Consider the following 23,159-nt stretch of genomic DNA (forward strand, 5'->3'; position numbering starts at 1 on the left):
CATGTCAGGGCAGTCCGGTCGTGAAGCCTTCGTCGGTCAGGATACCGATCAGCGCCTGCGCGGCCCGTGTGCGGTGGCGCCGCGGATTGGTCAGCAACGAGAACGGCCGCTCGGCCCCCGGCAGCGGCAGGGTGCGGATCCAGCCCGAGGCGGCCGGCCGCGCCACCGCGCGCTGCGACAGCACCGCAAGACACCGGCTGGAGGCGACCGCGCCCAGCACCGCCTCGTTCGAGGGCAGCTCCAGCGCCAGCGGCAGCGCGGAGACGGAAAGCCCCTGCCCGCCCAGCCAGGTCTCGAATTCCGACCGCGTGCCCGAACCCGGCTCGCGCAGCACCCAGCCTTGCGTGGCAAGCTCGGCCGGCGGCAGCGCCTCGCGCCCGGCCCAGGGATGCGCGGCGCCCATGACCAGCACCAGCCGGTCGCGCGCCACAACCTGCCGGTGCAGCTCGCCATGCGCCACCGCCCCTTCGACCAGCCCCAGATCGGCGCCGCCCTCCTGCACCGCATCGGCGACCTGGGTGGTGTTGCTGACCGTCAGGCGCAGCTCGATTCCCGGATGCATCTCGCGCAGGGCCACCAACCGCGGCGGCAGCCAATAGCTGGCGACGGTCTGGCTGGCATGGACCCGCAGCCGCCCGCGCGGCTCGCGCGCCAGATCCTCCAGCACCATCTCGGCGGTCTCGGCCCGGTCCAGCACGGCCCGGGCCTCGGCCATGAAGGCCTCGCCCGTCTCGGTCAGCACGATGCGCCGCCCCACCCGGTCGAAAAGCCGCACGCCATGCCGCGCCTCCAGCGCCGAGACGGCGGCGCTGACCGCCGATTGCGTCAGGTTCAGCGCCTCGGCCGCGCGGGTGACATGCTGGCGCTCGGCCACGGCCAGGAAGATGCGGAGCTGTTCCAGGGTCATGCGCCACTCATAAGAAAAACCGAACGGTATGGCAAATACAATGCGATGGATTGAACGTCGTTTCAGGACCATGTTCCACCCCACAGGCAAAGGAGCACGATCATGTCCTCGACCGACCAGGGCCAGCAAAATTCTCTTGCCGTCGCCGGCTGGCTGGGCGCCACCCTGCCGGGACTGGGGCTGACCCTCGCCATCGCGGTCGCCGCGACGGCGGTGCAGCGGCTCTCGGGCATCCCGGCGCTCAGCCCGCTGGTGGTGGCGATGGTGCTGGGCATGGCGCTGCGCAACCTCTTCGGCACGCCCGCGGCGGCGCGGCCGGGCATCGCCTTCTCGCTGCGCCGGGTGCTGCGCCTTGCCATCGTGCTGCTGGGCTTCCAGCTGACGCTGGAGCAGCTGCGCGCGGTGGGCCTGCCGGGGCTGGCGGTGATCTCGGTGACGCTGGCCGCGACCTTCCTGTTCACCAGATGGGCCGGGCGGGCGCTGGGGGTCGAGGCGCGGCTGGCCGAACTGATCGCGGCCGGCACCTCGGTCTGCGGCGCCTCGGCGGTGATCGCCACCAACACCGTCACCCGCGGCTCGGACGAGGACGTGGCCTATGCCATCGCCTGCGTGACGGTCTTCGGCTCGCTCTCGATGCTGGCCATGCCGCTGCTGGGCGAGATGATGGCGCTGGGGCCGGCGCATTACGGCATCTGGGTCGGCGCCACCGTGCACGAGGTGGCGCAGGTGGTCGGCGCCGGTTTCCAGCACGGGGCCGAGGCCGGGCAGGCCGCCACCGTCGCCAAGCTCAGCCGGGTCATCATGCTGGCGCCGCTGATCCTGGTGCTGGGCGCGCTGGCCCGCCGGGGCGGCAAGGCCGCGCATGGCGCGGCGCCGGCGCCCTGGTTCGTGCTCGGCTTCGTCGCGGTGGTGCTGCTGAACAGCGCCCTGCCCCTGCCCGAGGCGCTGCAGGCCGAGGTCGTCGGCCTGACCGCCTTCCTGCTGACCATGGCGCTGGCGGCGATGGGGCTGGAAACCGACATCCGCAAGCTGCGGGCCAAGGGCATCCGGCCGCTGGCGCTCGGCGCGCTGGCCTGGCTGTTCATCTCGACCCTCGGCCTGGGACTGGTGGCGCTGATCTAGGCATTGAGCGCGGGCGCGGCACCACCTAGATAAGGGGAAACCCCGCCGACCGGAGCCGCGATGCAGCCCGCCGACACCCGCCCGCTGACCCGGCGCGAGACCGAGGTGCGCCGCTTCGTCCGCGCCCGCTACGGGCTGCGCGGCACGCTGGCGCTGCATCGCCACGCCCTCGGCCTCGACCTGCTGCGCGCGCCGGTCAACGTCATGCTGTCGCCGCTGTTCCTGCTGGTGCGGCTGGTCGCGCCGCTGTTGCGGCGAATCGGGCTGGTCCGGGCGGGCGACTGGCTGTCGCGCCGGCAGATCTTCCTGAAATCCGACGTGGCCCAGCGGATCGAGGCGGATCTGTCCGGCTTCCTCGACGATCTGGCGGCAAAGGGCCTGGCCCCCAGGGCGCCGCCCGAGACCGTGGCCCGCGCCGTCTCGGACTATGCCGAGACCCGCAACGCGGTCTCCGAGATCACCACGTCGCTGCTGGTCCTGCTCTCGGGGCTGCTGCTGTTCCACCGCGCGACCCCCGGGGTGATCTCGCTGGCCGGGCCGATCGCGCATCTGCGGGCACAGGCGCAGGCGATCGAGAATTTCGCGCTGGGAAGCTGGGCCGGGCGCATGTGGTACGGTGCCTTCCCGCGCGAGCTTTCCACCCTGGACCTGCTGCTGACCGGCACGGTGCTGGCCATGCTGGCCTCGGTCCTGACCACCTTTGCCGGGCTGGCCGCCGATCCGATCCAGACGGCCGCCGGCATCCACCGCCGCCGCATCATGCGGCTGCTGCACCGGCTGGACCGTGCTAAGACCGGACCGGGGATCGGGCGCGAACATGTGCTGGCGCGGCTGGGCGACCTTTCCGACGCGGCGCTGAGCCTGTGGCGCAGCTTGAGGGGCTAGAGAGACCCGCCCCGTCGGCCCGACGCCAATGCTTTCGCGTTGAAAAGGCCGGCTGTTCCCGGCCCCTTCCTCACGCCGCGGCTGGCGACGCGCCGGCCGCTCCCGGTTGAAGAACCGCATCCCCAAGCGGCACCGCCGGCCCCGAGCCGACCAAGCCCTTCACGCCAGGCCGTCGACCTGCGGGAACCCGGCCCCTGCCGCCCCGGACGGTTGCGCATCCCCTGCGCGGCGCCTTGCGATGCCGGCCGGGACCCTCCAACCCCAAAGCAATGGGCCCGCCTTTCCGGCGGGCCCTTTCTTTCTTGCCGAAATATCCTCGGGGGGTCCGGGGGGCAGACAGCCCCCCGGCAGCCGCGCTCACTCCATGAAGAAGGCGAAGCGGATGACGAACAGCGCCGCCACCACCCAGGTCGCGGCATGCACCTCGCGCGCGCGGCCGGTCGCCAGCTTGATCGCGGCGTAGCTGACGAAGCCGAAGGCAAGCCCGTTGGCGATGGAATAGGTAAAGGGCATCATCAGCGCCGTCAGCACCGCCGGCGCGCTTTCGGTCACGTCGCTCCACTGGATTTCCTCGAACTCCCGCACCATCAGGCAGGCGACGTAAAGCAGCGCCGGCGCGGTGGCATAGGCCGGGACCGAGCCGGCCAGCGGCGCGAAGAACACCGCCAGCAGGAACAGCCCCGCGACGACCAGCGCCGTCAGCCCGGTGCGCCCGCCCGCCTGCACGCCCGAGGCGCTTTCGACATAGGCGGTAGTCGAGCTGGTGCCCAGCATCGAGCCGGCCAGGATCGCCGTCGAATCCGCCATCAGCGCCCGGCCGAGGTTCTTGTTGGTATGGGTCGGCCCCTCGGTCAGCAACCCGGCGCGCTTGGCCACGCCGATCAGCGTGCCGGTGGCGTCGAAGACCTCGACCAGCACCATGACCAGGATGACGTGGAAGATGCCCACGGTCAGCGCCCCCGCCACGTCGAGCTGCAGGAAGGTCGGCGCGATCGAGGGCGGCATCGAGATCACCCCGCCGAAGGGGCTGGCGCCGATGGCAATGGACACCACCGTGATGACCAGGATGCCGATCAGGATCGAGCCGCGCACCTTCAGCGCGTCCAGCGCCGCGATGATGAAGAAGCCGACGATGGCCAGCAGCGTGCCGGTCTGGGTCAGGTCGCCCAGGCCAACCAGCGTCGCCGGATTGTCCACCACGATGCCCGCGTTCTTCAGCGCGATCAGCCCCAGGAACATGCCGATCCCGGCGGCGATGGCGCTGCGCATGGATGTGGGAATGCCCGCGATCAGCCAGCGCCGGATGCCGGTCACCGACAGGAACAGGAATATCAGGCCCGAGATGAACACCGCCCCCAGCGCCTGCTGCCAGGTGAAGCCCAGCGTGCCGACCACGGTGAAGGCGAAGAAGGCGTTCAGCCCCATGCCCGGCGCCATGCCGATGGGCCAGTTGGCCCAAAGCGCCATGATCGCCGATCCCAGCGCCGCGGCAAGGCAGGTCGCGACGAAGACCGCATTGCGGTCCATGCCGGTCGAGGACAGGATCTCGGGGTTCACGAAGATGATATAGGCCATGGTCAGGAAGGTGGTGATCCCCGCGATCACCTCCGTCCTGATGCTGGTGCCATGGGCCGTCAGGCCGAATTGCTTGTCTAGCACGGTTCCTTCCCCTGGACTGATGCTGGCGCCGCTGGCCGTCAGGCCGGATTGCTTGTCTGGCATGGTTCCTCCCAATTGGCGGTTCGCCCGCCGTGCTGGCCAGAATATGCCCGGGCATCTTCAACGAGAATGCAAGGTATAGCGACAGAGTTTCAACGAGATGTTTATAAACAGGGATTTTCAAGAAAATCTTGGTTCTGTTTATGGCAATTCGCGGGTTGCCTGAATGGGCGGCAGGGTGATGAGTGCTAGTGAGCCAGAAAAGGGAAAGGGAAGCAAGCGATGCGATACAGCCGCGACATGATCGGTTACGGGGCACGGACGCCGGACCCCAAATGGCCCGGGAACGCCCGGATCGCGGTGCAGATCGTCATCAATTACGAGGAAGGCGGCGAGAACAGCATCGAGCATGGCGACGCCGCCTCGGAAGCCTTCCTGTCCGAGATCATCGGCTGCCAGCCCTGGCCGGGCCAGCGGCACTGGAACATGGAATCGATCTACGACTACGGCGCGCGCGCGGGCTTCTGGCGCCTGCACCGGCTGCTGAAGGACGTGCCGGTGACCATCTACGGCGTCGCCACCGCGCTCGAGCGCGCGCCCGAGCAGGTCGCCGCCATGCAGGAGGCCGGCTGGGAGATCGCCACCCACGGCCTGAAATGGATCGACTACCGCGATATCCCGCGCGAGGTCGAGGCCGAGCATATCGCCCGCGCCATCGAGCTGCACACCCGCGTCACCGGCGAGCGGCCGCGCGGCTTCTACCAGGGCCGCACCTCGATGAACACCGTGGCCCTGGGCTGCGAGGAGGGCGGCTTCGAATACCTGGCCGACACCATCGCCGACGACCTGCCCTATTGGCATGTCCATAACGGCAAGCCGCAGCTGATGGTGCCCTATACCATGGACGCCAACGACATGCGCTTCTCCTCCGGCCAGGGCTTCGGCACCGGGGTCGAGTTCTTCGACTACCTGCGCGACAGTTTCGACGTGCTCTATGCCGAGGGCGAGGCCGGGGCGCCGAAGATGATGTCCATCGGGCTGCATTGCCGCCTGGCCGGCCGTCCGGGCCGCGCCATCGCGGTGCAGAAATTCATCGAACATGCCCGCAAGCATGAGGGCGTCTGGTTCGCCACCCGGCTCGACATCGCGCGGCATTGGGCCAGGACGCATCCCTACCAGCCGAAGCAGCGCCCCTCGCAGATGGAGCGCGCGGAATTCGTCGAGACATTCGGCGGCGTCTACGAGCATTCGCCCTGGATCGCCGAGCGGGTCTGGGAAGGCGAGATGGGCGCCATCCACGACACTCCGGCCGGGCTGGCGGCGCGCATGGCGCAGGTGTTCCGCAGCGCCTCGGACGAGGAGCGGCTGGGCGTGCTGCGGGCGCACCCGGACCTGGCCGGCAAGCTGGCCGCGGCGAAACGCCTGACCGCCGACAGCACCGCCGAGCAGGCCAGCGCGGGCCTCGACAGCCTGACCGATGCCGAGCGCGCCGAGTTCGACCGGCTGAACACGGCTTATGTGGAAAAGCACGGCTTCCCCTTCATCATCGCGGTGCGCGACCACGACAAGCCGGGGATCATGGCCGCGATGCGCCGGCGCATCGACAACGACACCGCCACCGAGCGCGCCGAGGCCGAGCGCCAGGTCAGCCGCATCGGCGCGCTGCGCCTGCAGCAGATCCTGGGCGACGCCTGAGCCCCGCCGCCCGCCTGCCGCCATGGCGGGCGGGAACCGCCACAGACGGACCGGGCCAGTGCGATCCCGGCGCAACGGAGACCTGAAATGACCGCCAAGACCCCGACCTATGCCGGGCCCTTCGCCGGCCTGCCGCCGCAGACCGACCTGTCCACCGACACCGCCATCTTCACCGAGGCCTATGCCGTCATTCCCGCCAGCACGATGCGCGACATCGTCACCAGCTTCCTGCCGGGCTGGACGGGGATGCGGATGTGGATGATCGCCCGGCCGCTCTCGGGCTTCGCCGAGACCTTCAGCCAGTATATCGTCGAATTGCAGCCGCAGGGCGGCTCGGACCGGCCCGAGGACGATGCGGGCGTGCAGGCGGCGATCTTCGTCACCGAAGGCGCGCTGAGCCTGACCATCGACGGCCAGGCGCATGAGCTGGAGCCCGGCGGCTTCGCCTATATCCCGGCCGGCATGGCCTGGTCGGTCCGGAACGGCGATGCGACCTCGCGCTTCCACTGGTGGCGCAAGCGCTGGCAGCCGGTGGAAGGGCTGGAAAAGCCCGAGGTGATCATCGCCAACGAGCGCGACATCGCCCCGATCCCGATGCCGGACACCAATGACAGCTGGGCCACCACCCGCTTCATGGATCCGGCGGACCTGCGCCACGACATGCATATCACCATCGTGACCTTCGAGCCGGGCGGCTCGATCCCCTTCGCCGAGACGCATGTGATGGAGCACGGGCTGTTCGTGATCGAGGGCAAGGCGGTCTATCGGCTGAACCGCGACTGGGTCGAGGTCGGCCCCGGCGACTTCATGTGGCTGCGCGCCTTCTGCCCGCAATGCTGCTATGCCGGCGGGCCGGGGAATTTCCGCTATCTGCTTTACAAGGACGTGAACCGGCACGCGCCGATCTGGAAGTAAGGGGGCTCTGCCCCCCGCCGCTGCGCGGCTCCCCCCGGGGTATTTGGAAAACCGAGAAGGCCGGTCAGCGGGCGTGTCAGCGGGCGCGGCGGAAGGTCAGGTTGATGCGGGCGGCGCCGGTCAGCGGGTGCTCCCCCGGCTTCAGGGTCAGGATGCCGTGCCAGTTCAGCCGCGCCGGGCCGCCCCAGACCACCACGTCGCCGTGGGTCAGCGCGTGCTTCGCCACCGGGTCGCCGCGCTGCGGCCCGCCGAACTGGAAGGTCGCCGGCAGGCCCAGCGAGACCGAGACGATGGGCGCGGCCATGTCGGCCTCGTCCCGGTCCTGGTGCAGGCCCATCTTTACCCCCGGCCGATAGCGGTTGATCAGGCAGGCATCGGGCCGGAAGCCGGGGAAGCCGGCCCGGGCGGCGGCTTCTTCGGCCAATTGCCGGAAGCGCGGCGGCATCTCGGGCCAGGGCCGGCCGGTCAGCGGGTCGCGCGGTTCGTAGCGATAGCCGCGGCGGTCGCTGACCCAGCCGAGCGCGCCGCAATTCGTCATCTCGACGCCGATCCTGCGCCCGCCGGGGGTCTGCATCTGGCGGAAGGGCGAGAGGCCGGCGATGCGCGCGACATCGTCGAGGAGAGCGGGATCGGGCGCGAAGCCGCGCAGGATCATGGCGCCGGGGCCGAGGGGCTCGTCGCGGCGGGTTCCGAACAGGTCTGGCTCCATGCTGCCCTCCCACGGGATTGTCATGTGCTGCGGCTTGACCTGGGGCTTGGACGATGGCTTTCAAGTCGGGTCACAGCAAAGGATTCCTGCCATGCGCCGCCCCCTTGCCGCAATCGCCCTGGCGCTGCTTTGCGCCCTGCCCCTGGTGCCGGTTCAGGCGCAGGATCACGGCGGGCCCGAGGTCGCGGCAATCAAGGAAGCGGTGTTCAACGGCCCCGGCCTACCGGTGATGGGCAATGAGCGGGGCGATACGGTGCTGGTCGAGTTCTCGGATTACAATTGCGGCTTTTGCCGCAAGAGCGCGCCGGAGGTGGCGGCGCTGCTGCAAGCGGATCCGGGCGTGCGGCTGGTGGTGCATGAGATCCCGATCTTCGGCGAGGGCTCGCGCTTTGCCGCCGAGGCGGCGCTGGCCGCGCAGGCGCAGGGCAAGTATCCCGAGTTTCACCGGGCCCTGATGGCGATGCGCGGCAAGGCCGAGAAGGCCTCGGTGCTGCGCGTCGCCCGCGAGGTCGGGCTGGACGTGGTGCGGCTGCAGCGCGACATGCAGGCGCCCGAGATCACGCAGAGGATCGAGCGCTCGCTGGAACTGGCCGACGAGATCGGGCTGGTCGGCACGCCCAGCTTCATCGCCGGGGACCGGGCGGTGTTCGGCTATCTGGGCAAGGAGGACCTGGCCGAACTGGTGGCCGAGGCGCGCGGCGCGCGATAGCGCGCGCCTTTCGCCCTCAGGTGCGGATGTCGACGCCGAGATGCTTGGCGACGGTGAAGATGTCCTTGTCGCCGCGGCCCGACAGGTTCACCACCATGATGTGATCCTTGGGCAATTCGGGCGCGATCTTGACGACATGGGCGAGCGCATGGCTGGGCTCCAGCGCCGGGATGATGCCTTCCAGCCGGCAGAGGGTCTGGAAGGCCGCCAGCGCCTCGTCATCGGTCACGCTGACATATTCGGCGCGGCCCTGTTCCTTGAGCCAGGCATGTTCCGGGCCGATGCCGGGATAGTCGAGCCCGGCGCTGATCGAATGCCCTTCCAGGATCTGCCCCTCGTCGTCCTGCAGGAGATAGGTGCGGTTTCCGTGCAGCACGCCGGGGCGGCCGCCGGTCAGGCTGGCGCAATGCTGCATGCGCGCGTCGACGCCCTTGCCGCCGGCCTCGACGCCGATGATGCGCACCGAGGGATCGTCCAGGAAGGGGTGGAACAGGCCCATGGCGTTCGAGCCGCCGCCGATCGCCGCGACCACGCTGTCGGGCAGCCGCCCCTCGCCCTCCTGCTCGGCCAGTTGCCGGCGGGTCTCGCGGCCGATGATGCATTGGAAGTCGCGCACCATGGCCGGATAGGGATGCGGGCCGGCCACCGTGCCGATGCAATAGAAGGTGTCGCGCACGTTCGTCACCCAGTCGCGCAGCGCGTCGTTCATCGCGTCCTTAAGCGTGCCGCGGCCAGAAGTGACCGGCACCACCTCGGCGCCCAGAAGCCGCATGCGGAAGACGTTCGGCGCCTGGCGCTCGACGTCATGGGCGCCCATGTAGACGATGCATTTCAGCCCGAAGCGGGCGCAGACCGTCGCCGTCGCCACGCCGTGCTGGCCGGCGCCGGTCTCAGCGATGATCCGGGTCTTGCCCATGCGGCGCGCCAGCAGGATCTGGCCCAGCACGTTGTTGATCTTGTGGCTGCCGGTGTGGTTCAGCTCTTCGCGCTTGAGGTAGATCTTCGCGCCGCCCAGTTCCTCGGTCAGGCGCGGGGCGAAATAGAGCGGGCTGGGGCGGCCGACGTAATGCTTCCACAGATCGTCCATCTCGTCCCAGAAGCTCGGGTCGTCCTTGGCGCGGTCGTATTCCGCCTCGAGGTCGAGGATCAGCGGCATCAAGGTCTCGCTAACGAAACGGCCGCCGAAGATGCCGAAGCGGCCCTGTTCGTCCGGGCCGGTCATGAAGCTGTTGATGAGGTCTTCGGCCATGGCTCTCCTCGCGGCGCGGTCGGAATGAGTATTTGGGAAACGGTGAAAGCCCGTCAGAGGGGTTTCTTATATCCGATATGGGAAGGGGTAAAGCCGAGCCTGTCGTAGAAGCGATGCGCGTCGGCCCGGCTGCGGTTGGTGGTGAATTGCAGAAGCCCGCAGCCGGCGGCGCGGGCGCGCGCCTCGGCATCGCGGATCAGCGCCTCGCCAACGCGCCGGCCGCGCAGGTCGGGACGGACGCGCACCCCCTCGATCTGGGCGCGGCGGGCGGCGGAGAGCGACAGGCCGGAGATGACGGTGATCTGGTAGCAGGCGACCACCTCGTCCCCGATCACCCCGACGATCAACTGGTTGCCCGGTTCCTTCTGCATCGCCTCCCAGGCGGCGAGATAGGGGCCGAGCTCGTCGCCCTCGCGCGCCTGGCCCAGCATATCGTCGCGCAGAAGCGCAAGGACAGCGGGAACCTCGTTGCGCCGGGCCTCGCGGAAGGCGACGGCCGCGGTCACAGGATCGGCGCCGTGGCGCGGGCGATGAAGCGGCGGATGCGGTCAGGATCCTTGACGCCGGGGGCGCTTTCGACGCCGGAGGAGACATCGACCGCCGGCGCGCGGGTCAGGCGCACCGCCTCATGCACGTTCTCGGGCGTCAGGCCGCCGGCAAGCAGCCAGGGCTTGAGAATCTGCCGTCCGGCCAGCAGCCGCCAGTCGAAGGCCAGGCCGTTGCCGCCCGGCAGCACGGCATCCTTCGGCGGCTTGGCGTCGATCAGCAGCATGTCGGCCACGAGGCCGTAGTCCCAGAGCGCATCGAGATCCTGCGGCTCGGCCACGCCCACCGCCTTCATCACCGGCAGGCTGGTGCGCGCCTTGACCTCGGCCACCCGGGCGGGGGTCTCGGCGCCGTGCAGCTGGATCAGGTCCAGCGGCACGCGAGCGAGGACCGCATCCAGCGCCGCGTCATCGGGATTCACGAACAGGCCCACCTTGGCCACGCCCAGCGGCACCTGCGCGGCAAGCTTTGCCGCCGCCTCGGGCAAGACATGGCGCGGTGATTTCGGGAAGAAGACGAAGCCGACATAGCGCGCCCCGGCCCCGACCGCCGCGGCGAGGCCGGCGGCCTCGGTCAGGCCGCAGATCTTGACGGAAACGGCCATGGCATCAGCGGGGCGCGGGCAGCGACGAGCCCGAGCCCGAGCCCGCAGGCGCCGCCGGCTTGCGCGCCGCCTCGTCCAGGATCGCCAGCACGTCGTCGCGCGGCGCGGCATGGGTGCGGCGCAGATCCCCGACTTCGCGCTGCAGCTGCGCGAGGTCATGCGCCCGGCGGCTGGATTCGGCGCGCAGATGCGATTCGCGCAGCCATTCCCAGACCAGCCCGACCAGCACGCCGAAGACCATTGCCAGGAACAGCGCGACAAAGGCCGGCATGGTCAGCGACCAGCGCCCGCCGGCGAACTGGGCCAGGCTTTCCGGCATCAGGCTGATGGTGACGAGATCGCGGTTCGCCGCAGCCAGCAGCATCAGCACGATGGCCAGAATGACGATGAAGAAGATCCGGATCGCGCGCATGCCTTACCCCGCAGAGATTGTCGCCGGCAATCTGGCCTATTCGGCGCCGCCGTTCAACCGCTCGCGCAGGAGCTTGCCGGTCTTGAAGAAGGGCACATGCTTTTCGTCCACGCTGACGGTTTCGCCGGTGCGCGGATTGCGGCCCTGCCGCGCGTCGCGCTTCTTGACCGAGAAGGCGCCGAAACCGCGCAGCTCGACCCGGTCGCCGCGGGCCATGGCGTCGATGATCTCCTCGAACACGGTGTTCACGATCCGCTCGACGTCGCGCTGGAACAGGTGCGGGTTTTCCTCGGAGATTTTCTGGATCAGTTCGGATCGGATCATTGCGGTTCCTGTCTGGGTGTTCCAACAAACTCCTGCCGCCCGATCATAGGGCAGACATCGCGGCATTCAATGTCAGAACGCATTCCGGCCGGATTGGTTGCCGTGTTTTTCAAGCCTTTATGGTTCAGTCGGCGGAAATGCGCAATGAAAAGCGCCCCCGGATCGCTCCGGGGGCGCAAGGTTCGGCCGATGCGAGGCTCAGCCGCGGCCCTTGAGCGCGGCGCCCAGGATGTCGCCCAGCGAGGCACCCGAATCCGAGCTGCCATACTGTTCGACGGCTTCCTTCTCTTCGGCGATCTCGCGCGCCTTGATCGACAGGCCCAGGCGGCGGGTCTTGGTGTCGATGTTGGTGACGCGGACGTCGACATGGTCGCCGACCTGGAAGCGCTCGGGGCGCTGGTCCTGACGGTCGCGGGCCAGGTCCGAACGACGGATGAAGGACTTCATGCCGTTGTATTCGACCTCGATGCCGCCGTCCTCGATCGCCGTCACGGTGACGGTGATGACCGAGCCACGCTTCACGCCCTCGACCGCTTCAGCCATGGCGTCGTTTTCCAGCGCCTTGATCGAGAGCGAGATGCGCTCCTTCTCGATGTCGACTTCCTGGACCACGGCCTTCACCACGTCGCCCTTGCGGAAGTCCTGGATGGCTTCCTCGCCGCGGGTGTCCCAGCTAATGTCCGACAGGTGCACCATGCCGTCGATATCGCCTTCCAGGCCGACGAACAGACCGAATTCGGTGATGTTCTTGACCTCGCCCTCGATGACGGTGCCGACCGGATGGGTCTCGGCGAAGACTTCCCACGGGTTGCGCATGGTCTGCTTGAGACCCAGCGAAACGCGGCGCTTGGCTTCGTCGATCTCCAGCACCATGACGTCGACTTCCTGCGAGGTCGAGACGATCTTGCCGGGATGGACGTTCTTCTTGGTCCAGCTCATTTCCGAGACGTGCACCAGGCCCTCGACACCGGCTTCCAGCTCCACGAAGGCGCCGTAATCGGTGATGTTGGTCACGCGGCCGGTATGGACCGAGCCGATCGGGAACTTCGAGGCCACGGTATCCCACGGATCGGCCTGCAGCTGCTTCATGCCCAGGCTGATGCGGTGGGTGTCCTTGTTGATCTTGACGACTTGGACCTTGACGGTCTCGCCGATCGACAGGATCTCGGACGGGTGGTTGACGCGGCGCCAGGCCATGTCGGTGACGTGCAGCAGGCCGTCAACACCGCCCAGATCGACGAAGGCGCCGTATTCGGTGATGTTCTTGACCACGCCCTCGACCGTCTGGCCTTCGGTCAGGTTGGCGATGACCTCGGCGCGCTGTTCGGCGCGGGACTCTTCCAGGATGGCGCGGCGCGACACGACGATATTGCCGCGGCGGCGATCCATCTTGAGGATCTGGAAGGGCTGCTTCAGGCCCATCAGCGGGCCGGCGTCGCGCACGGGGCGGACATCGACCTGGCTGCCGGGCAGGAAGGCCACGGCGCCGCCCAGGTCGACGGTAAAGCCGCCCTTGACGCGGCCGAAGATGGCGCCTTCGACGCGCTCTTCCGCGGCATAGGCTTTCTCCAGGCGGTCCCAGGCCTCTTCGCGGCGGGCTTTCTCGCGCGAGATGCTGGCCTCGCCGCGGGCGTTCTCGACGCGGTCGAGATAGACCTCGACCTCATCGCCGATGGCGATGGCGGGGGCTTCGCCGGGATTTGCGAATTCCTTGAGATCGACGCGGCCTTCCATCTTGTAGCCGACGTCGATGATGGCCTGGCCCGCCTCGATGGCGATGACCTTGCCCTTGACGACCGAGCCCTCTTCGGGCGTGTCGATGGCGAGGCTTTCGTTCAGGAGGGCCTCGAATTCCTCCATGGTCGCTTTAGCGCACATATAGATCCAGTTTCCTTTTCGATCATTGCTGGCCATGCGGTTGGCTCCGCCGGTCTTTTTGTAGATGCAGGGATAAGCGCATAAGGGTCGCGGCATACGCCCGACCCTGTTGAAGCGGCCCGTTATGGCCCCATCGCTTGCCCTGACGGGCGCGATATAGCCCTCATTCGCCGTTCTGGCAAGCGCCGAGACCGGGGAAATGCGCCCGGATCTCGCGCTCGAGCAGCGCCACAAGCGCGGCCGCGGGCATGGGACGGGCGCGCGGCGCCCCGGTTCCGGCCCATTGCGCCGCGTAATCCGAGCCGCCAGCCACCGCCTGCAGCCGCTTGGCCGCGTCATAGGTGATCGGGTAATCCGGCAGGGGCGGCGCGTCCTCGGCCTCGCCCAGCGCGGTCAGCCGGTTGGCGAGGCCGCGCGCCGGGCGGCCGGAAATGGCGCGGGTCATCACCGTGTCGCCCGGCTTCGCATCGGCCAGCCGGGCGCGATAGGCGTCGTTCGCCGCCGATTCCGGACAGGCGACGAAGGCGGTGCCCATCTGCACCGCGGCCGCGCCCGCCCCGAGGCAGCGCGCGGCATCGGCGCCGTCCATGATGCCGCCGGCGGCGACCAGAGGCAGGCCCAGGTCGCGCAACTCGCGCAGCAGCGCCTCGGTCGCAAGCCGGTCGTCGGGGCCGTCGGGATCGAAGATGCCGCGATGCCCCCCGGCCTGGTAGCCCTGGGCGATGATCAGGTCGAGCCCGGCCTCGCGGATCGCCAGCGCCTCGGCCCGAGAGGTCGCGGTGGCGCCCAGGGTGGCGCCGCTGTCGCGCAGCGCGGCGATGTGCCCGGCCGGCGGCAGGCCGAAATGGAAGGTGACCAGCACCGGCCGCGCCGCCAGCACCGCGCGCAGCATCTCCTCATCTTCAAGGAAGCTGCGATAGATCTCCTCGATCCGGGCCGGGGGCTCGGCGCCGAAGCGGCGGAACTCGGGCGCCAGGTAGTCGAGCCAGCCCGCCTCGCGCGCCGGATCGGCCTGGGCGGGGCGGTGGCAGAACAGATTGACGCCATAGCGGTCCGAGCCCAGCCGCTCCCGCGTCTCGGCCATCATCGCCGCGGCCTGGGCCGCCGTGGCGGCGGCCACGCCGATCGAGCCCATCCCCCCTGCCCGGCTGACCTCGGCGGCAAGAAGCGGTGTCGCGGTGCCGGCCATCGGCGCCTGGATCACCGGCACCCGCAGATCGGAAAGCTGGAAACGCCGGTTCATGCCCCTGCCTCCTGCGCGCGGGCGATGGCGTGGGCGACGGCCTCGTCGATGCTCATCTCGGTGGTGTCGAACAGCAGCGCATCCTCGGCCGGGCGCATCGGTGCCACGTCGCGGGCGGCGTCGCGGGCGTCTCGCTCGCGCAGCTCGGCCAGGATGCGCGCCTCGTCGGCGCCCAGTTCCAGCGCCCGGCGGCGGGCGCGGGTCTCGTCGCTGGCGGTGACATAGAGCTTCAGCTCGGCCCCGGGGCAAATCACCGTGCCGATGTCGCGCCCGTCCAGCACCGCGCCGGGCTCGGAGCGGGCAAAGCGGCGCTGGAACTCGACCAGCGCCGCGCGCACCTCGGGGATGGCGGCGACGCGGCTGGCGGCCTGCCCGGCCTCGGCGCTGCGCAGGTCGTCGCGGGCCAGGTCCTCGGGGACCAGCGCGCGGGCGGCGGCGACCGGATCGCCGCCCTTGGCGCCGACCGCGCGATAAAGCAGCCCGGTGTCCAGATGGGCAAAGCCGAAATGCCGGGCAAGCGCCCGCGCGATGGTTCCCTTGCCCGAGGCGGCGGGTCCGTCGATGGCGATGGTGAAGGGCATGTCCTCGGGGGTCCTCGGGTTCTGGCGGCGGCGGCCCGGCGCAGACCTCGGTTCGGGGTCGCGCATGCCGGCCCAGCCGCGAATGCACGAGAAACCGTCAAGGATGCCGGCCGGACGGCGGCCCGTCCGCAACTGGATCTTGGTGCCGGTTGCAGGAATCGAACCCGCGACCTTCTGATTACAAATCAGCTGCTCTACCAGCTGAGCTAAACCGGCATCCTGCCCGTTCCGTAGCGCCTCACGGGCGCGGGCGCAAGCTTGGCGTGGCCGGTCAGGCGGTGACGATGCGCACCGTCTCGACCAGCCGGGCGGGGTCGAGCGGATGCGGCAGCCAGCCCGCAGCCCCGGCATTGCGGGCGCGGGTCTTGAGCTCGGGCGCGGCCGAGACCGCCATGACCAGGATCGGGATCGCCCGCAGCCGGTCGTGGCGCCGCACCGCCTCGATGAAGCCGAAACCGTCCAGCTGCGGCATGTTGAGGCCGGTCAGGATGGCGTCCGCCGGACCCGCCTCCAGCGCGGCCAGCCCCTCGGCGCCGTCGGCGGCCCGCCGCACCACCATCCCGGCCGCCTCCAGCACCGCGGCGACCTGCTCGCGCAGCTCGCTGTTGGCATGCTGGACCAGCACCGTCAGCGCCATCTCGGCCCCCTGCCACCGCACCGTCGTCGTTCCATGCCGTCCTCCGAATCCGAACCGTTGGTTGCAAGATGGCGCAGAAGAATTAAGCTTCGGTTGACGCGCGTGCCCGAACCACCCGGCGATCCCTCATCCCTGCGGTTTTCTTGCGCGGGCGGGCGCATTTCCTGCCGCCGGGGCTTGCATTCGCGGCGGGAAGGGACTATTTCGCGCGCACTTCACAGGCGGGGTCGGGCCCCGGAGGGAGACATCCTCCGACGGTCCACCGGTTGGGGCTAGCCCCTGAAAGCCCCGCCAAGGCGCAAACCGGAAAGGACATGGACATGGCGCTTCCCGAATTCTCCATGCGTCAGCTGCTTGAAGCTGGCGTTCATTACGGCCACCAGACCCAGCGCTGGAACCCCCGCATGGCCGAGTTCATCTATGGTGAACGCAACGGCATCCACATCGTCGACCTGACCCAGACCGTGCCGATGCTGGACGCGGCGCTGCAGGTCGTGCGCGACACCGTCGCCAAGGGCGGCCGGGTTCTGTTCGTCGGCACCAAGCGCCAGGCCCAGAAGGCCGTGGCCGAGGCCGCCGAGAAATCGGCCCAATATTACATGAACCACCGCTGGCTGGGCGGCACGCTGACCAACTGGAAGACCGTCTCGCAGTCGATCCAGCGCCTGAAGGCGCTCGACGAGACGCTGTCCTCGGGCGCCGAGGGCCTGACCAAGAAAGAGCGGCTGCAGATGGAACGCGAGCAGGCCAAGCTGCAGGCCTCGCTGGGCGGCATCCGCGAAATGGGCGGCCTGCCGGACCTGCTGTTCGTCATCGACGTGAACAAGGAAGACCTGGCCATCCTGGAAGCCAAGAAGCTGGGCATCCCGGTCGTCGCCGTGGTCGATACCAACTGCTCGCCCAAGGGCGTCGACTACATCATCCCGGGCAATGACGACGCCGCCCGCGCCATCGCGCTGTATTGCGACCTGGCCTCGCGCGCCGCGCTGGACGGCATGACCGCCCAGATGGGCGCCGCCGGCGTGGACCTGGGCGCGCTGGAAGCGGGCGTCGAGGAAGAGCTGGCCGGCGAGACCGCCGAAGAAGCCGCCCAAGCCTGATTTCGGAGGGGCCCGAGCCCCGGGCCCGGCACTCCGCAAGGGGTTTACGGAACGTTCATCAGGCGGGGATAAACCCCGCCTGACGCATTGAAAAGCAAGGAGACACCCGAATGGCTATCACCGCTGCGATGGTGAAGGACCTGCGCGAGACGACCGGCGCGGGCATGATGGACGCCAAGAAGGCGCTGACCGAAACCGGCGGCGACATGCAAGCCGCCATCGACTGGCTGCGCACCAAGGGCCTGGCGAAAGCCGCCAAGAAGGCCGACCGCGTCGCCGCCGAGGGTCTGATCGGGGTGCAGGTCAAGGCTGGCCGCGGCGTCGCGGTCGAGATCAACTCGGAAACCGACTTCGTCGCCAAGAACGCCGATTTCCAGCAGCTGGTGCGCGAAATCACCGCCGTGGCGCTGGAAACCGCCACCGATGTCGAGGTGCTGCGGGCCACGCATCTGAACGGCAAGCCGGTCGCCGACGTGCTGACCGACGCCATCGCCCGCATCGGCGAGAACATGACCCTGCGCCGGATGCATGCGCTGGAAGGCGATACCGTCGTCTCTTACGTCCATAACGCCGCGGCCGAGGGCCTGGGCAAGATCGGCGTGCTGGTGGCGCTGAAGGGCGATGCCGAGAAGGCGCAGGCGATCGGCAAGCAGTTCGCCATGCATATCGCCGCGACCAACCCGGTCTCGCTGTCGGAAGCCACGCTGGACCCGGCGCTGCTGGCGCGCGAGCTGGAAGTGCAGACCGCCAAGGCCCTGGAAGAGAACGCCGCCTCGGCCAAGCCGAAGCCCGAGGCCGTGATCCAGAACAACATCATCCCCGGCCGGATGAAGAAGTTCGTGGCCGAGAACACGCTGCTGGGCCAGCCCTTCGTGGTCAATCCCGACGTCACCGTCGAGCAGGCCGCGAAAGAAGCCGGCGTCGAGATCACCGGCTATGCCCGGGTGATGGTCGGCGAAGGCATCGAGAAGAAGGAAGAGGATTTCGCTGCCGAGGTCGCCAAGACCCGCGCCGGCGCCTGATCCCGCCCCTGACGCAGAACGAAAGACGCCGGCCCCGCGGGACCGGCGTCTTGCATTGCGCGGCCCGGCTGGCCACGGCGCGGCGGCGGTCAGCCGTCGCTGTTCAGGGCCCGCTGCAGATGCCCGGGCGGATGCAGGCCCGGGGCGTGCCAGGGCTCGAGCCGCGCCCCATCCTGCAGCGATGCGGCGGTGGCCCGGGCCACCGGCGAGCGGGGCGCGCCGTGATCGACAAAGATCTGCTTGCGGCTGGTAGCCAGCAGGATGGCCTGCGCCGTGGTCCTTGCCCCCAGCGCCTTGCGCGCCAGGCGCAGGTGCTTCTCGACCGTGGCCGGGGTCACGTCCAGCAGCTCGGCGATTTCCTGCGTGGTGCGGCCGACCGAGATGCATTCCAGAACCTCGCGCTGGCGCAGGGTCAGCACGCAGTCAGGCTCGGCATAGGGCAGGCTCGATAGCCGCAGATGCATCAGCCCGCTCACCGCCTCGATCATCCGGCCATGCTGCGACCAGAGCTCGTCGAGCTTGTCCTGCCGCATCCCGATCGGACCGCCGAGGATGATACCGGCGCGGATGCGCTCGACCCTGTCGCCGAGGCCGATGGCATAGCCCGCGACATGGCCGTAGCGCGCGAACAGGTCCAGCGCCCGCTCCTCGCACGGGGTCAGCCGGCCGGCCAGGCGGCGCTGGTGCATCCAGTCCCAGCTTTCGCTTCCCTGGTTGCCGACCAGCCACAGATGCATCGGCAGGCTCTCGACCAGGTCCAGCGAGACCAGCTCATGCCAAAGGTGCGGCGAATAGCTGGACAGCACGAGGCTGTCGTCACGCATCCGGTCGCAGGAAGCCTCAAGTATCCGCACCGCGCGATAGGCAACATTCGGAAAGCCCAGGTCGGTCAGCCGTTCGACATAATGTTGCCAGACGGCCTGCACCGAGCGCGCCGCAAGGATGACCTCCATGTCTTTCAGCACTTCCATGTTTTTACTGCGCTCTTTCCCCAAAAACCCTTTAGAATAAATTGCACCAGCGCCGATGCCTTTGAAATATTATTGCCAATACCCCGGACGGGATCAATGCATCAGGCAGAAATTTGCAAGGTGACGTAAGGTTAACTTATTTAAAGGAAACCTTTCAACAGATTGATCTGGAAAGACATATGGCGATTGCGCAATGACGACGGGGCAAGTCGTCCTAATTGCCGAATCGCATTCCGGCCGGCCTGCAAGCAGGTGGTTTTCCTGATCCGGATTGCTGGTTACTGTACCGCCGGAAACGAGTCGGGAGTTGCGCGCGCATGCAGGTCGTCTTTCATTGCGGGGTTCACGGCACCGATCTTTACCGCATGGTCAAGACACTGTTGCAGAACCGCGACTGGCTGCTGCGCAACGGGGTCGAGCCGGTGACGCCGAACCGCCATCGCGACGTGTTCAACGAGGCGCTGAATGCGCTGAGGGGCGGCCCCGCCACGGCCGAGATGGAGCAGGTCATGCTGGACGCCATCCTGGACCTGGACGATCCGCGCCGCATCATCTGCAGCACGCCCACCTTCCTGGGCAAGGCGGCGCGGGCGATCTCGCCCGAGGGGCTCTATGTCGCGGCGGGCGAGAAGATGGCGGCGCTGGCCAATCTGTTCCCCAGCGCCGAGATCGAGTTCTTCATGGCGCTGAAGAACCCGGCCACCCTGATCCCCTTCATCCTGTCGCAGGAAGGCAGCGGCACCTATGCCGAGCTGATGGGCGGGGTCGATCCCGAGGCGCTGCGTTGGGCCCCGGCGATCCGGCGCATCCTGGCCGCCCTGCCCGACCGGCGGCTGGTGGTCTGGTGCCACGAGGACACCTCGCTGATCTGGCCCGAGGTGGTGCGCCGCATCTCGACCATGCCGGCGGACGTGCCGCTCAAGGCCGGGCTGCAGATCCTGGGCGACATCCTGCATCCGGACGGCATCCGCATGATCCGCGACGCGATGGCGCAGGAAGAGCGGCTGACCGTCAGGAGCCGCCGCCGGATCTTTGCCGCCGCGCTGGAGAAATACGCCCTGCCCGAGCAGATCGAGGTGCAGTTGAACCTGCCCGGCTGGACGCAGGACCTGGTGGACCGCATCACCGCCGCCTATGACGCCGACATGGCCGAGATCGCCGCCCTGCCGGGGATCGAGTTCATCACCCCCTGAGCGCATGAAAACCCGCGCATGAAAAAGGGCCGGTCGCCCGGCCCCCGCTTGCGCGCGCTTCGCGGCGTCAGGCCATGCCGAGCGCGGCCTTGTACATTTCCAGGATCGCCTCTTCCTCGGCAATGTCGTCCTTGTCGCGCTTGCGCAGCGCGATGACCTTGCGCATGACCTTGGTGTCGTAGCCGCGCGCCTTGGCCTCGGCCATCAGCTCCTTCTGCTGCTCGGTCACGTCCTTCTTTTCCGCCTCGAGCTGCTCGTATTGCTCGATGAACTGGCGCAGCTCGCCGGCGGCGATGCCATAGGCGTTGTCGTCCTGCATGTTCCGCTCCTTCGGGTTTTGGCGCGGGTCTAGGCGGTCTTGCGGGCGGGTGCAATCGCCGCTAGGCCGTCAGCGGCAGACGGAGGCGAAAACATGACGATCTGGGACGGGCTGATCTGGGGCGGAACCGCGCTGACGGTGGTCGGGCTGGTGGCGCTGGCCTGGTGCATCCTGACCGCTGCGCGGGCCAAGGCGCGGATCAACGACGATGCCGAAATGCGCGCCGCCATGCGCAAGGTCGTGGCGGTGAACATGGCGGCACTCGCGGCCTCGGTGCTGGGGCTGATGCTGGTCGTCCTTGGCATCATGCTGGGCAAGTAAGATGCGGGCGCTGATCCAGAGGGTCTCGGAAGCCGAGGTCACGGTCGAGGGCCGCAGCATCGGCCGCATCGGGCCGGGCCTTCTGGTCTTGGTCTGCGCCATGCAGGGCGACCCCGACGACGCGGCCGCGAAGCTGGCCGCGCGCGTGGCCAAGCTGCGCATCTTCCGCGATGAGGCCGGCAAGATGAACCGCTCGGTGCAGGACACCGGCGGCGCGGTGCTGGTGGTCAGCCAGTTCACCCTGGCCGCCGACACCCGCACCGGAAACCGCCCCGGATTCTCCACCGCCGAGGCGCCCGAGCGCGGCGAGGCGCTGTATCTGCGCTTTGCCGAGGCGCTGCGCGAGCTGGGCCTGCCGGTCGAGACCGGTGCCTTCGGCGCCGACATGAAGGTGTCGCTGGTCAATGACGGCCCGGTGACGATCTGGATGGATTCCGCAGAACGCGCTTGACTTTCGCAGTCCGAACCCTCATTTGCGACAAGTTGCCGCCCGCTGCCGCGTGAGCAGCCGGCGCCCTTGCGCCAAGGTCGGCACCGATTTTCCAGTTTCCCATTCACGCGGGGAGGCTGCGGGCATCACCGTATCCACGCCCGCCCCTCGCAACCAGCCGTGCGCTTTGCACGGCACCAGCCATGCGCGCCGATACGCGGGCGACCTGGCCGAAAGATGTTATGACCAACGAGACCACCCGCCCGAACCGTTCGGGCAATCCCCGCGCCCAGCAAGGCGGCAAGCCGCGTTTCCGCAACGACAAACCCAACACCAACCACCGCCGACACCGTGCAGAGCCGGAGGAGAAATTCATCCGCCGCGCCATCCCCGAGATCGACACCGCCTTTACCCGCATGGGGATCGATGCGCGCGTAGCGATCAACCTGCCGGGCCTGGGCATCGAGACCCCCTCGCCCATCCAGGAAAAATCCATCCCCGGCATCGTCGAGGGCCGCGACCTTCTGGGCCTTGCCCAGACCGGCACCGGCAAGACGGCGGCCTTCGGCCTGCCGATGCTGACCCGGCTGCTGAACATCGGCCGCAAGCCCGAGCCCCGGACCTGCCGGGCGCTGATCCTGGCGCCGACCCGCGAGCTGGCGACCCAGATCGCCGAGAACATCGACAACTATGCCGTCGGCACGCCGATCCGGCAGTTCCGCGTCGTCGGCGGCGCCTCGATCAACGTGCAGGTCCAGCGGCTTGAGCGCGGCGTCGACGTGCTCATCGCGACGCCGGGCCGGCTGATCGACCTGATCGAGCGCGGCGCCGTGGACCTGTCGCAGACCAAATACCTGGTTCTGGACGAGGCCGACCAGATGCTGGACATCGGCTTCATCCACGCGCTGCGCCGCATCGCCAAGATGCTGCCGCGCGAGCGCCAGACGCTGCTGTTCTCGGCCACCATGCCGAAGCTGATGGAGGAGCTGGCCGACAGCTACCTGAACGATCCGCTGCGCGTGGCGGTGAACCCGCCCGGCCAGGCGGCGGCCAAGATCGACCAGGGCGTGCATTTCGTCAACCAGGGCGACAAGGCGACGCTGCTGGCGGAATACCTGTCCAAGCATGTGGACGAGCTGGCCATCGTCTTCGGCCGCACCAAGCACGGCTCGGAAAAGCTGTCGAAGCTTTTGGAGAAATGGGGCTACAAGGTCGCCGCGATCCACGGCAACAAGAGCCAGGGCCAGCGCGAGCGCGCCTTGGCCAGCTTCCGCGCCGGCGACACCAAGGTTCTGGTCGCGACCGACGTGGCGGCGCGCGGCCTCGACATTCCCGAGGTGGCGCATGTCTATAACTACGACCTGCCCAACGTGCCGGAAAACTACGTCCACCGCATCGGCCGCACCGCCCGCGCCGGGCGCGACGGCCGCGCCATCGCCTTCTGCTCGCCCGCCGAGATCGGCGAGCTGCGCGCCATCGAGAAGGCGATGAAGGCCAAGATCGCCGTGGTCGGCGGCGAGGAGCCCTTCGAGGCGGCCAAGATCCGCGAACGCGGCGGCCCGGCGGGCCGCCCGGCGCAAGGCGCGGCGCGCAAGCGCCCGGCCCGGCGCCCCTCGCGCGCACCGAAAACGGCGCAGCGGGCCTGATTCCGCCGCGATACGCGCAAACGTGAGCCGCCGCCCCGTCGCGGCGGCTTGCGACCCCCGGCCCGGCCCGGCTATCTGCCGG

General features: G+C 68.8%; 25 protein-coding genes and 1 tRNA gene. 11 read left to right on the plus strand and 15 right to left on the minus strand.

Features of this window, described 5'->3' with window-relative positions; translation table 11 throughout:
- Positions 1–4: 4 nt before the first annotated feature.
- Complete coding sequence (locus LOS78_RS15005) at positions 5–907, minus strand: LysR family transcriptional regulator (RefSeq protein ID WP_028712314.1); 903 nt, start codon at positions 905–907, stop codon at positions 5–7.
- A 102-nt stretch (positions 908–1,009) separates the two neighbouring features.
- On the opposite strand from LOS78_RS15005, the gene LOS78_RS15010 reads away from it, so the two are divergent.
- Both LOS78_RS15010 and LOS78_RS15015 read left to right on the plus strand, forming a co-directional pair.
- Positions 1,010–2,029, plus strand: coding sequence for a YeiH family protein (locus LOS78_RS15010; RefSeq protein ID WP_230377357.1), 1,020 nt, complete (start codon positions 1,010–1,012; stop codon positions 2,027–2,029).
- 60 nt (positions 2,030–2,089) lie between these two features.
- Positions 2,090–2,914 (plus strand): DUF6635 family protein, encoded by an 825-nt coding sequence (locus LOS78_RS15015; RefSeq protein WP_230377358.1) that lies wholly within the window; start codon positions 2,090–2,092, stop codon positions 2,912–2,914.
- Between the two features lie 357 nt (positions 2,915–3,271).
- On the opposite strand, the gene LOS78_RS15020 is transcribed toward LOS78_RS15015, so the two are convergent.
- Complete coding sequence (locus tag LOS78_RS15020) at positions 3,272–4,636, minus strand: NCS2 family permease (protein WP_198019322.1); 1,365 nt, start codon at positions 4,634–4,636, stop codon at positions 3,272–3,274.
- Between the two features lie 219 nt (positions 4,637–4,855).
- Between LOS78_RS15020 and puuE the strand changes: the two genes are divergently transcribed.
- Together puuE and LOS78_RS15030 are read left to right on the plus strand one after the other, a co-directional pair.
- Positions 4,856–6,268, plus strand: a complete 1,413-nt coding sequence (gene puuE / locus LOS78_RS15025; protein WP_028712310.1) for an allantoinase PuuE — start codon at positions 4,856–4,858, stop codon at positions 6,266–6,268.
- Between the two features lie 87 nt (positions 6,269–6,355).
- The gene (locus tag LOS78_RS15030) at positions 6,356–7,183 is read left to right on the plus strand and encodes a bifunctional allantoicase/(S)-ureidoglycine aminohydrolase (RefSeq protein WP_028712309.1); all 828 of its coding nucleotides are present in this window, start codon (positions 6,356–6,358) and stop codon (positions 7,181–7,183) included.
- A 76-nt stretch (positions 7,184–7,259) separates the two neighbouring features.
- On the opposite strand, the gene alkB is transcribed toward LOS78_RS15030, so the two are convergent.
- Positions 7,260–7,916: a DNA oxidative demethylase AlkB gene (gene alkB, locus LOS78_RS15035; protein WP_230377359.1), complete on the minus strand. Its 657-nt coding sequence runs from the start codon at positions 7,914–7,916 to the stop codon at positions 7,260–7,262.
- A gap of 67 nt (positions 7,917–7,983) precedes the next feature.
- Here alkB and LOS78_RS15040 point away from each other — a divergent pair, with 67 nt between their 5' ends.
- Positions 7,984–8,601, plus strand: a complete 618-nt coding sequence (locus LOS78_RS15040; RefSeq protein WP_230377360.1) for a DsbA family protein — start codon at positions 7,984–7,986, stop codon at positions 8,599–8,601.
- A gap of 16 nt (positions 8,602–8,617) precedes the next feature.
- Here LOS78_RS15040 and trpB read toward each other — a convergent pair whose 3' ends face one another.
- From trpB to LOS78_RS15090, 10 genes are all read right to left on the minus strand, one after another.
- The gene (gene trpB, locus LOS78_RS15045; RefSeq protein WP_230377361.1) at positions 8,618–9,850 is read right to left on the minus strand and encodes a tryptophan synthase subunit beta; all 1,233 of its coding nucleotides are present in this window, start codon (positions 9,848–9,850) and stop codon (positions 8,618–8,620) included.
- A 53-nt stretch (positions 9,851–9,903) separates the two neighbouring features.
- A complete protein-coding gene (locus LOS78_RS15050; RefSeq protein ID WP_230377362.1) occupies positions 9,904–10,356 on the minus strand; it encodes a GNAT family N-acetyltransferase in 453 nt (150 codons plus the stop codon).
- The gene (locus LOS78_RS15055) at positions 10,353–11,000 is read right to left on the minus strand and encodes a phosphoribosylanthranilate isomerase (RefSeq protein ID WP_230377363.1); all 648 of its coding nucleotides are present in this window, start codon (positions 10,998–11,000) and stop codon (positions 10,353–10,355) included. Before LOS78_RS15055 ends, LOS78_RS15050 begins: the two co-directional genes overlap by 4 nt.
- Before the next feature lie 4 nt (positions 11,001–11,004).
- Entirely contained in the window at positions 11,005–11,412 is a 408-nt protein-coding gene (locus LOS78_RS15060; RefSeq protein WP_230377364.1) for a LapA family protein, read from the minus strand.
- Positions 11,413–11,448: 36 nt separating this feature from the next.
- Entirely contained in the window at positions 11,449–11,736 is a 288-nt protein-coding gene (gene ihfB, locus LOS78_RS15065; RefSeq protein ID WP_028712302.1) for an integration host factor subunit beta, read from the minus strand.
- A gap of 198 nt (positions 11,737–11,934) precedes the next feature.
- Positions 11,935–13,614 carry a 30S ribosomal protein S1 gene (gene rpsA, locus LOS78_RS15070; RefSeq protein ID WP_028712301.1) on the minus strand — a complete coding sequence of 560 codons (1,680 nt, stop codon included), beginning with the start codon at positions 13,612–13,614 and terminating at the stop codon, positions 11,935–11,937.
- A 163-nt stretch (positions 13,615–13,777) separates the two neighbouring features.
- The gene (locus tag LOS78_RS15075) at positions 13,778–14,857 is read right to left on the minus strand and encodes a nitronate monooxygenase family protein (RefSeq protein ID WP_230377365.1); all 1,080 of its coding nucleotides are present in this window, start codon (positions 14,855–14,857) and stop codon (positions 13,778–13,780) included.
- On the minus strand, positions 14,854–15,504 hold the full coding sequence (locus tag LOS78_RS15080) for a d(CMP) kinase (protein ID WP_230377366.1): 651 nt from the start codon (positions 15,502–15,504) through the stop codon (positions 14,854–14,856). Before LOS78_RS15080 ends, LOS78_RS15075 begins: the two co-directional genes overlap by 4 nt.
- Before the next feature lie 74 nt (positions 15,505–15,578).
- Positions 15,579–15,654: transfer RNA gene (locus tag LOS78_RS15085), tRNA-Thr, on the minus strand.
- 55 nt (positions 15,655–15,709) lie between these two features.
- The gene (locus LOS78_RS15090; RefSeq protein ID WP_230377367.1) at positions 15,710–16,096 is read right to left on the minus strand and encodes a response regulator; all 387 of its coding nucleotides are present in this window, start codon (positions 16,094–16,096) and stop codon (positions 15,710–15,712) included.
- A gap of 293 nt (positions 16,097–16,389) precedes the next feature.
- On the opposite strand from LOS78_RS15090, the gene rpsB reads away from it, so the two are divergent.
- Positions 16,390–17,175: a 30S ribosomal protein S2 gene (gene rpsB / locus LOS78_RS15095; protein ID WP_084637792.1), complete on the plus strand. Its 786-nt coding sequence runs from the start codon at positions 16,390–16,392 to the stop codon at positions 17,173–17,175.
- 110 nt (positions 17,176–17,285) lie between these two features.
- On the plus strand, positions 17,286–18,197 hold the full coding sequence (gene tsf, locus LOS78_RS15100) for a translation elongation factor Ts (protein ID WP_028712296.1): 912 nt from the start codon (positions 17,286–17,288) through the stop codon (positions 18,195–18,197).
- An 89-nt stretch (positions 18,198–18,286) separates the two neighbouring features.
- On the opposite strand, the gene LOS78_RS15105 is transcribed toward tsf, so the two are convergent.
- Positions 18,287–19,168: a LuxR family transcriptional regulator gene (locus tag LOS78_RS15105; RefSeq protein WP_230377368.1), complete on the minus strand. Its 882-nt coding sequence runs from the start codon at positions 19,166–19,168 to the stop codon at positions 18,287–18,289.
- A gap of 317 nt (positions 19,169–19,485) precedes the next feature.
- On the opposite strand from LOS78_RS15105, the gene LOS78_RS15110 reads away from it, so the two are divergent.
- Complete coding sequence (locus tag LOS78_RS15110; RefSeq protein WP_028712295.1) at positions 19,486–20,361, plus strand: hypothetical protein; 876 nt, start codon at positions 19,486–19,488, stop codon at positions 20,359–20,361.
- A gap of 67 nt (positions 20,362–20,428) precedes the next feature.
- Here LOS78_RS15110 and LOS78_RS15115 read toward each other — a convergent pair whose 3' ends face one another.
- Entirely contained in the window at positions 20,429–20,680 is a 252-nt protein-coding gene (locus LOS78_RS15115) for a DUF2312 domain-containing protein (RefSeq protein WP_028712294.1), read from the minus strand.
- A 93-nt stretch (positions 20,681–20,773) separates the two neighbouring features.
- On the opposite strand from LOS78_RS15115, the gene LOS78_RS15120 reads away from it, so the two are divergent.
- From LOS78_RS15120 to LOS78_RS15130, 3 genes are all read left to right on the plus strand, one after another.
- Positions 20,774–21,001: a hypothetical protein gene (locus tag LOS78_RS15120; protein ID WP_028712293.1), complete on the plus strand. Its 228-nt coding sequence runs from the start codon at positions 20,774–20,776 to the stop codon at positions 20,999–21,001.
- A gap of 1 nt (position 21,002) precedes the next feature.
- Positions 21,003–21,452: a D-aminoacyl-tRNA deacylase gene (dtd, locus tag LOS78_RS15125; RefSeq protein WP_230377369.1), complete on the plus strand. Its 450-nt coding sequence runs from the start codon at positions 21,003–21,005 to the stop codon at positions 21,450–21,452.
- 221 nt (positions 21,453–21,673) lie between these two features.
- Positions 21,674–23,077: a DEAD/DEAH box helicase gene (locus tag LOS78_RS15130; protein ID WP_230377370.1), complete on the plus strand. Its 1,404-nt coding sequence runs from the start codon at positions 21,674–21,676 to the stop codon at positions 23,075–23,077.
- Positions 23,078–23,159: the final 82 nt, after the last annotated feature.

The sequence above is a fragment of the Paracoccus sp. MA genome (assembly GCF_020990385.1).
Lineage (GTDB): Bacteria > Pseudomonadota > Alphaproteobacteria > Rhodobacterales > Rhodobacteraceae > Paracoccus.

What these genes read in the sequence shown, in the direction of transcription:
- alkB (WP_230377359.1), bottom strand. Translation starts at nt 7,916, where the DNA reads ATGACAATCCCGTGGGAGGGCAGCATGGAGCCAGACCTGTTCGGAACC.
- LOS78_RS15130 (WP_230377370.1), top strand. Translation starts at nt 21,674, where the DNA reads ATGACCAACGAGACCACCCGCCCGAACCGTTCGGGCAATCCCCGCGCC.
- tsf (WP_028712296.1), top strand. Translation starts at nt 17,286, where the DNA reads ATGGCTATCACCGCTGCGATGGTGAAGGACCTGCGCGAGACGACCGGC.
- puuE (WP_028712310.1), top strand. Translation starts at nt 4,856, where the DNA reads ATGCGATACAGCCGCGACATGATCGGTTACGGGGCACGGACGCCGGAC.
- LOS78_RS15120 (WP_028712293.1), top strand. Translation starts at nt 20,774, where the DNA reads ATGACGATCTGGGACGGGCTGATCTGGGGCGGAACCGCGCTGACGGTG.
- LOS78_RS15105 (WP_230377368.1), bottom strand. Translation starts at nt 19,168, where the DNA reads ATGGAAGTGCTGAAAGACATGGAGGTCATCCTTGCGGCGCGCTCGGTG.
- rpsA (WP_028712301.1), bottom strand. Translation starts at nt 13,614, where the DNA reads ATGTGCGCTAAAGCGACCATGGAGGAATTCGAGGCCCTCCTGAACGAA.
- LOS78_RS15115 (WP_028712294.1), bottom strand. Translation starts at nt 20,680, where the DNA reads ATGCAGGACGACAACGCCTATGGCATCGCCGCCGGCGAGCTGCGCCAG.
- trpB (WP_230377361.1), bottom strand. Translation starts at nt 9,850, where the DNA reads ATGGCCGAAGACCTCATCAACAGCTTCATGACCGGCCCGGACGAACAG.
- dtd (WP_230377369.1), top strand. Translation starts at nt 21,003, where the DNA reads ATGCGGGCGCTGATCCAGAGGGTCTCGGAAGCCGAGGTCACGGTCGAG.
- LOS78_RS15010 (WP_230377357.1), top strand. Translation starts at nt 1,010, where the DNA reads ATGTCCTCGACCGACCAGGGCCAGCAAAATTCTCTTGCCGTCGCCGGC.
- LOS78_RS15060 (WP_230377364.1), bottom strand. Translation starts at nt 11,412, where the DNA reads ATGCGCGCGATCCGGATCTTCTTCATCGTCATTCTGGCCATCGTGCTG.
- LOS78_RS15020 (WP_198019322.1), bottom strand. Translation starts at nt 4,636, where the DNA reads ATGCCAGACAAGCAATCCGGCCTGACGGCCAGCGGCGCCAGCATCAGT.
- LOS78_RS15030 (WP_028712309.1), top strand. Translation starts at nt 6,356, where the DNA reads ATGACCGCCAAGACCCCGACCTATGCCGGGCCCTTCGCCGGCCTGCCG.
- LOS78_RS15040 (WP_230377360.1), top strand. Translation starts at nt 7,984, where the DNA reads ATGCGCCGCCCCCTTGCCGCAATCGCCCTGGCGCTGCTTTGCGCCCTG.
- LOS78_RS15055 (WP_230377363.1), bottom strand. Translation starts at nt 11,000, where the DNA reads ATGGCCGTTTCCGTCAAGATCTGCGGCCTGACCGAGGCCGCCGGCCTC.
- LOS78_RS15080 (WP_230377366.1), bottom strand. Translation starts at nt 15,504, where the DNA reads ATGCGCGACCCCGAACCGAGGTCTGCGCCGGGCCGCCGCCGCCAGAAC.
- rpsB (WP_084637792.1), top strand. Translation starts at nt 16,390, where the DNA reads ATGGACATGGCGCTTCCCGAATTCTCCATGCGTCAGCTGCTTGAAGCT.
- LOS78_RS15015 (WP_230377358.1), top strand. Translation starts at nt 2,090, where the DNA reads ATGCAGCCCGCCGACACCCGCCCGCTGACCCGGCGCGAGACCGAGGTG.
- LOS78_RS15005 (WP_028712314.1), bottom strand. Translation starts at nt 907, where the DNA reads ATGACCCTGGAACAGCTCCGCATCTTCCTGGCCGTGGCCGAGCGCCAG.
- ihfB (WP_028712302.1), bottom strand. Translation starts at nt 11,736, where the DNA reads ATGATCCGATCCGAACTGATCCAGAAAATCTCCGAGGAAAACCCGCAC.
- LOS78_RS15075 (WP_230377365.1), bottom strand. Translation starts at nt 14,857, where the DNA reads ATGAACCGGCGTTTCCAGCTTTCCGATCTGCGGGTGCCGGTGATCCAG.
- LOS78_RS15110 (WP_028712295.1), top strand. Translation starts at nt 19,486, where the DNA reads ATGCAGGTCGTCTTTCATTGCGGGGTTCACGGCACCGATCTTTACCGC.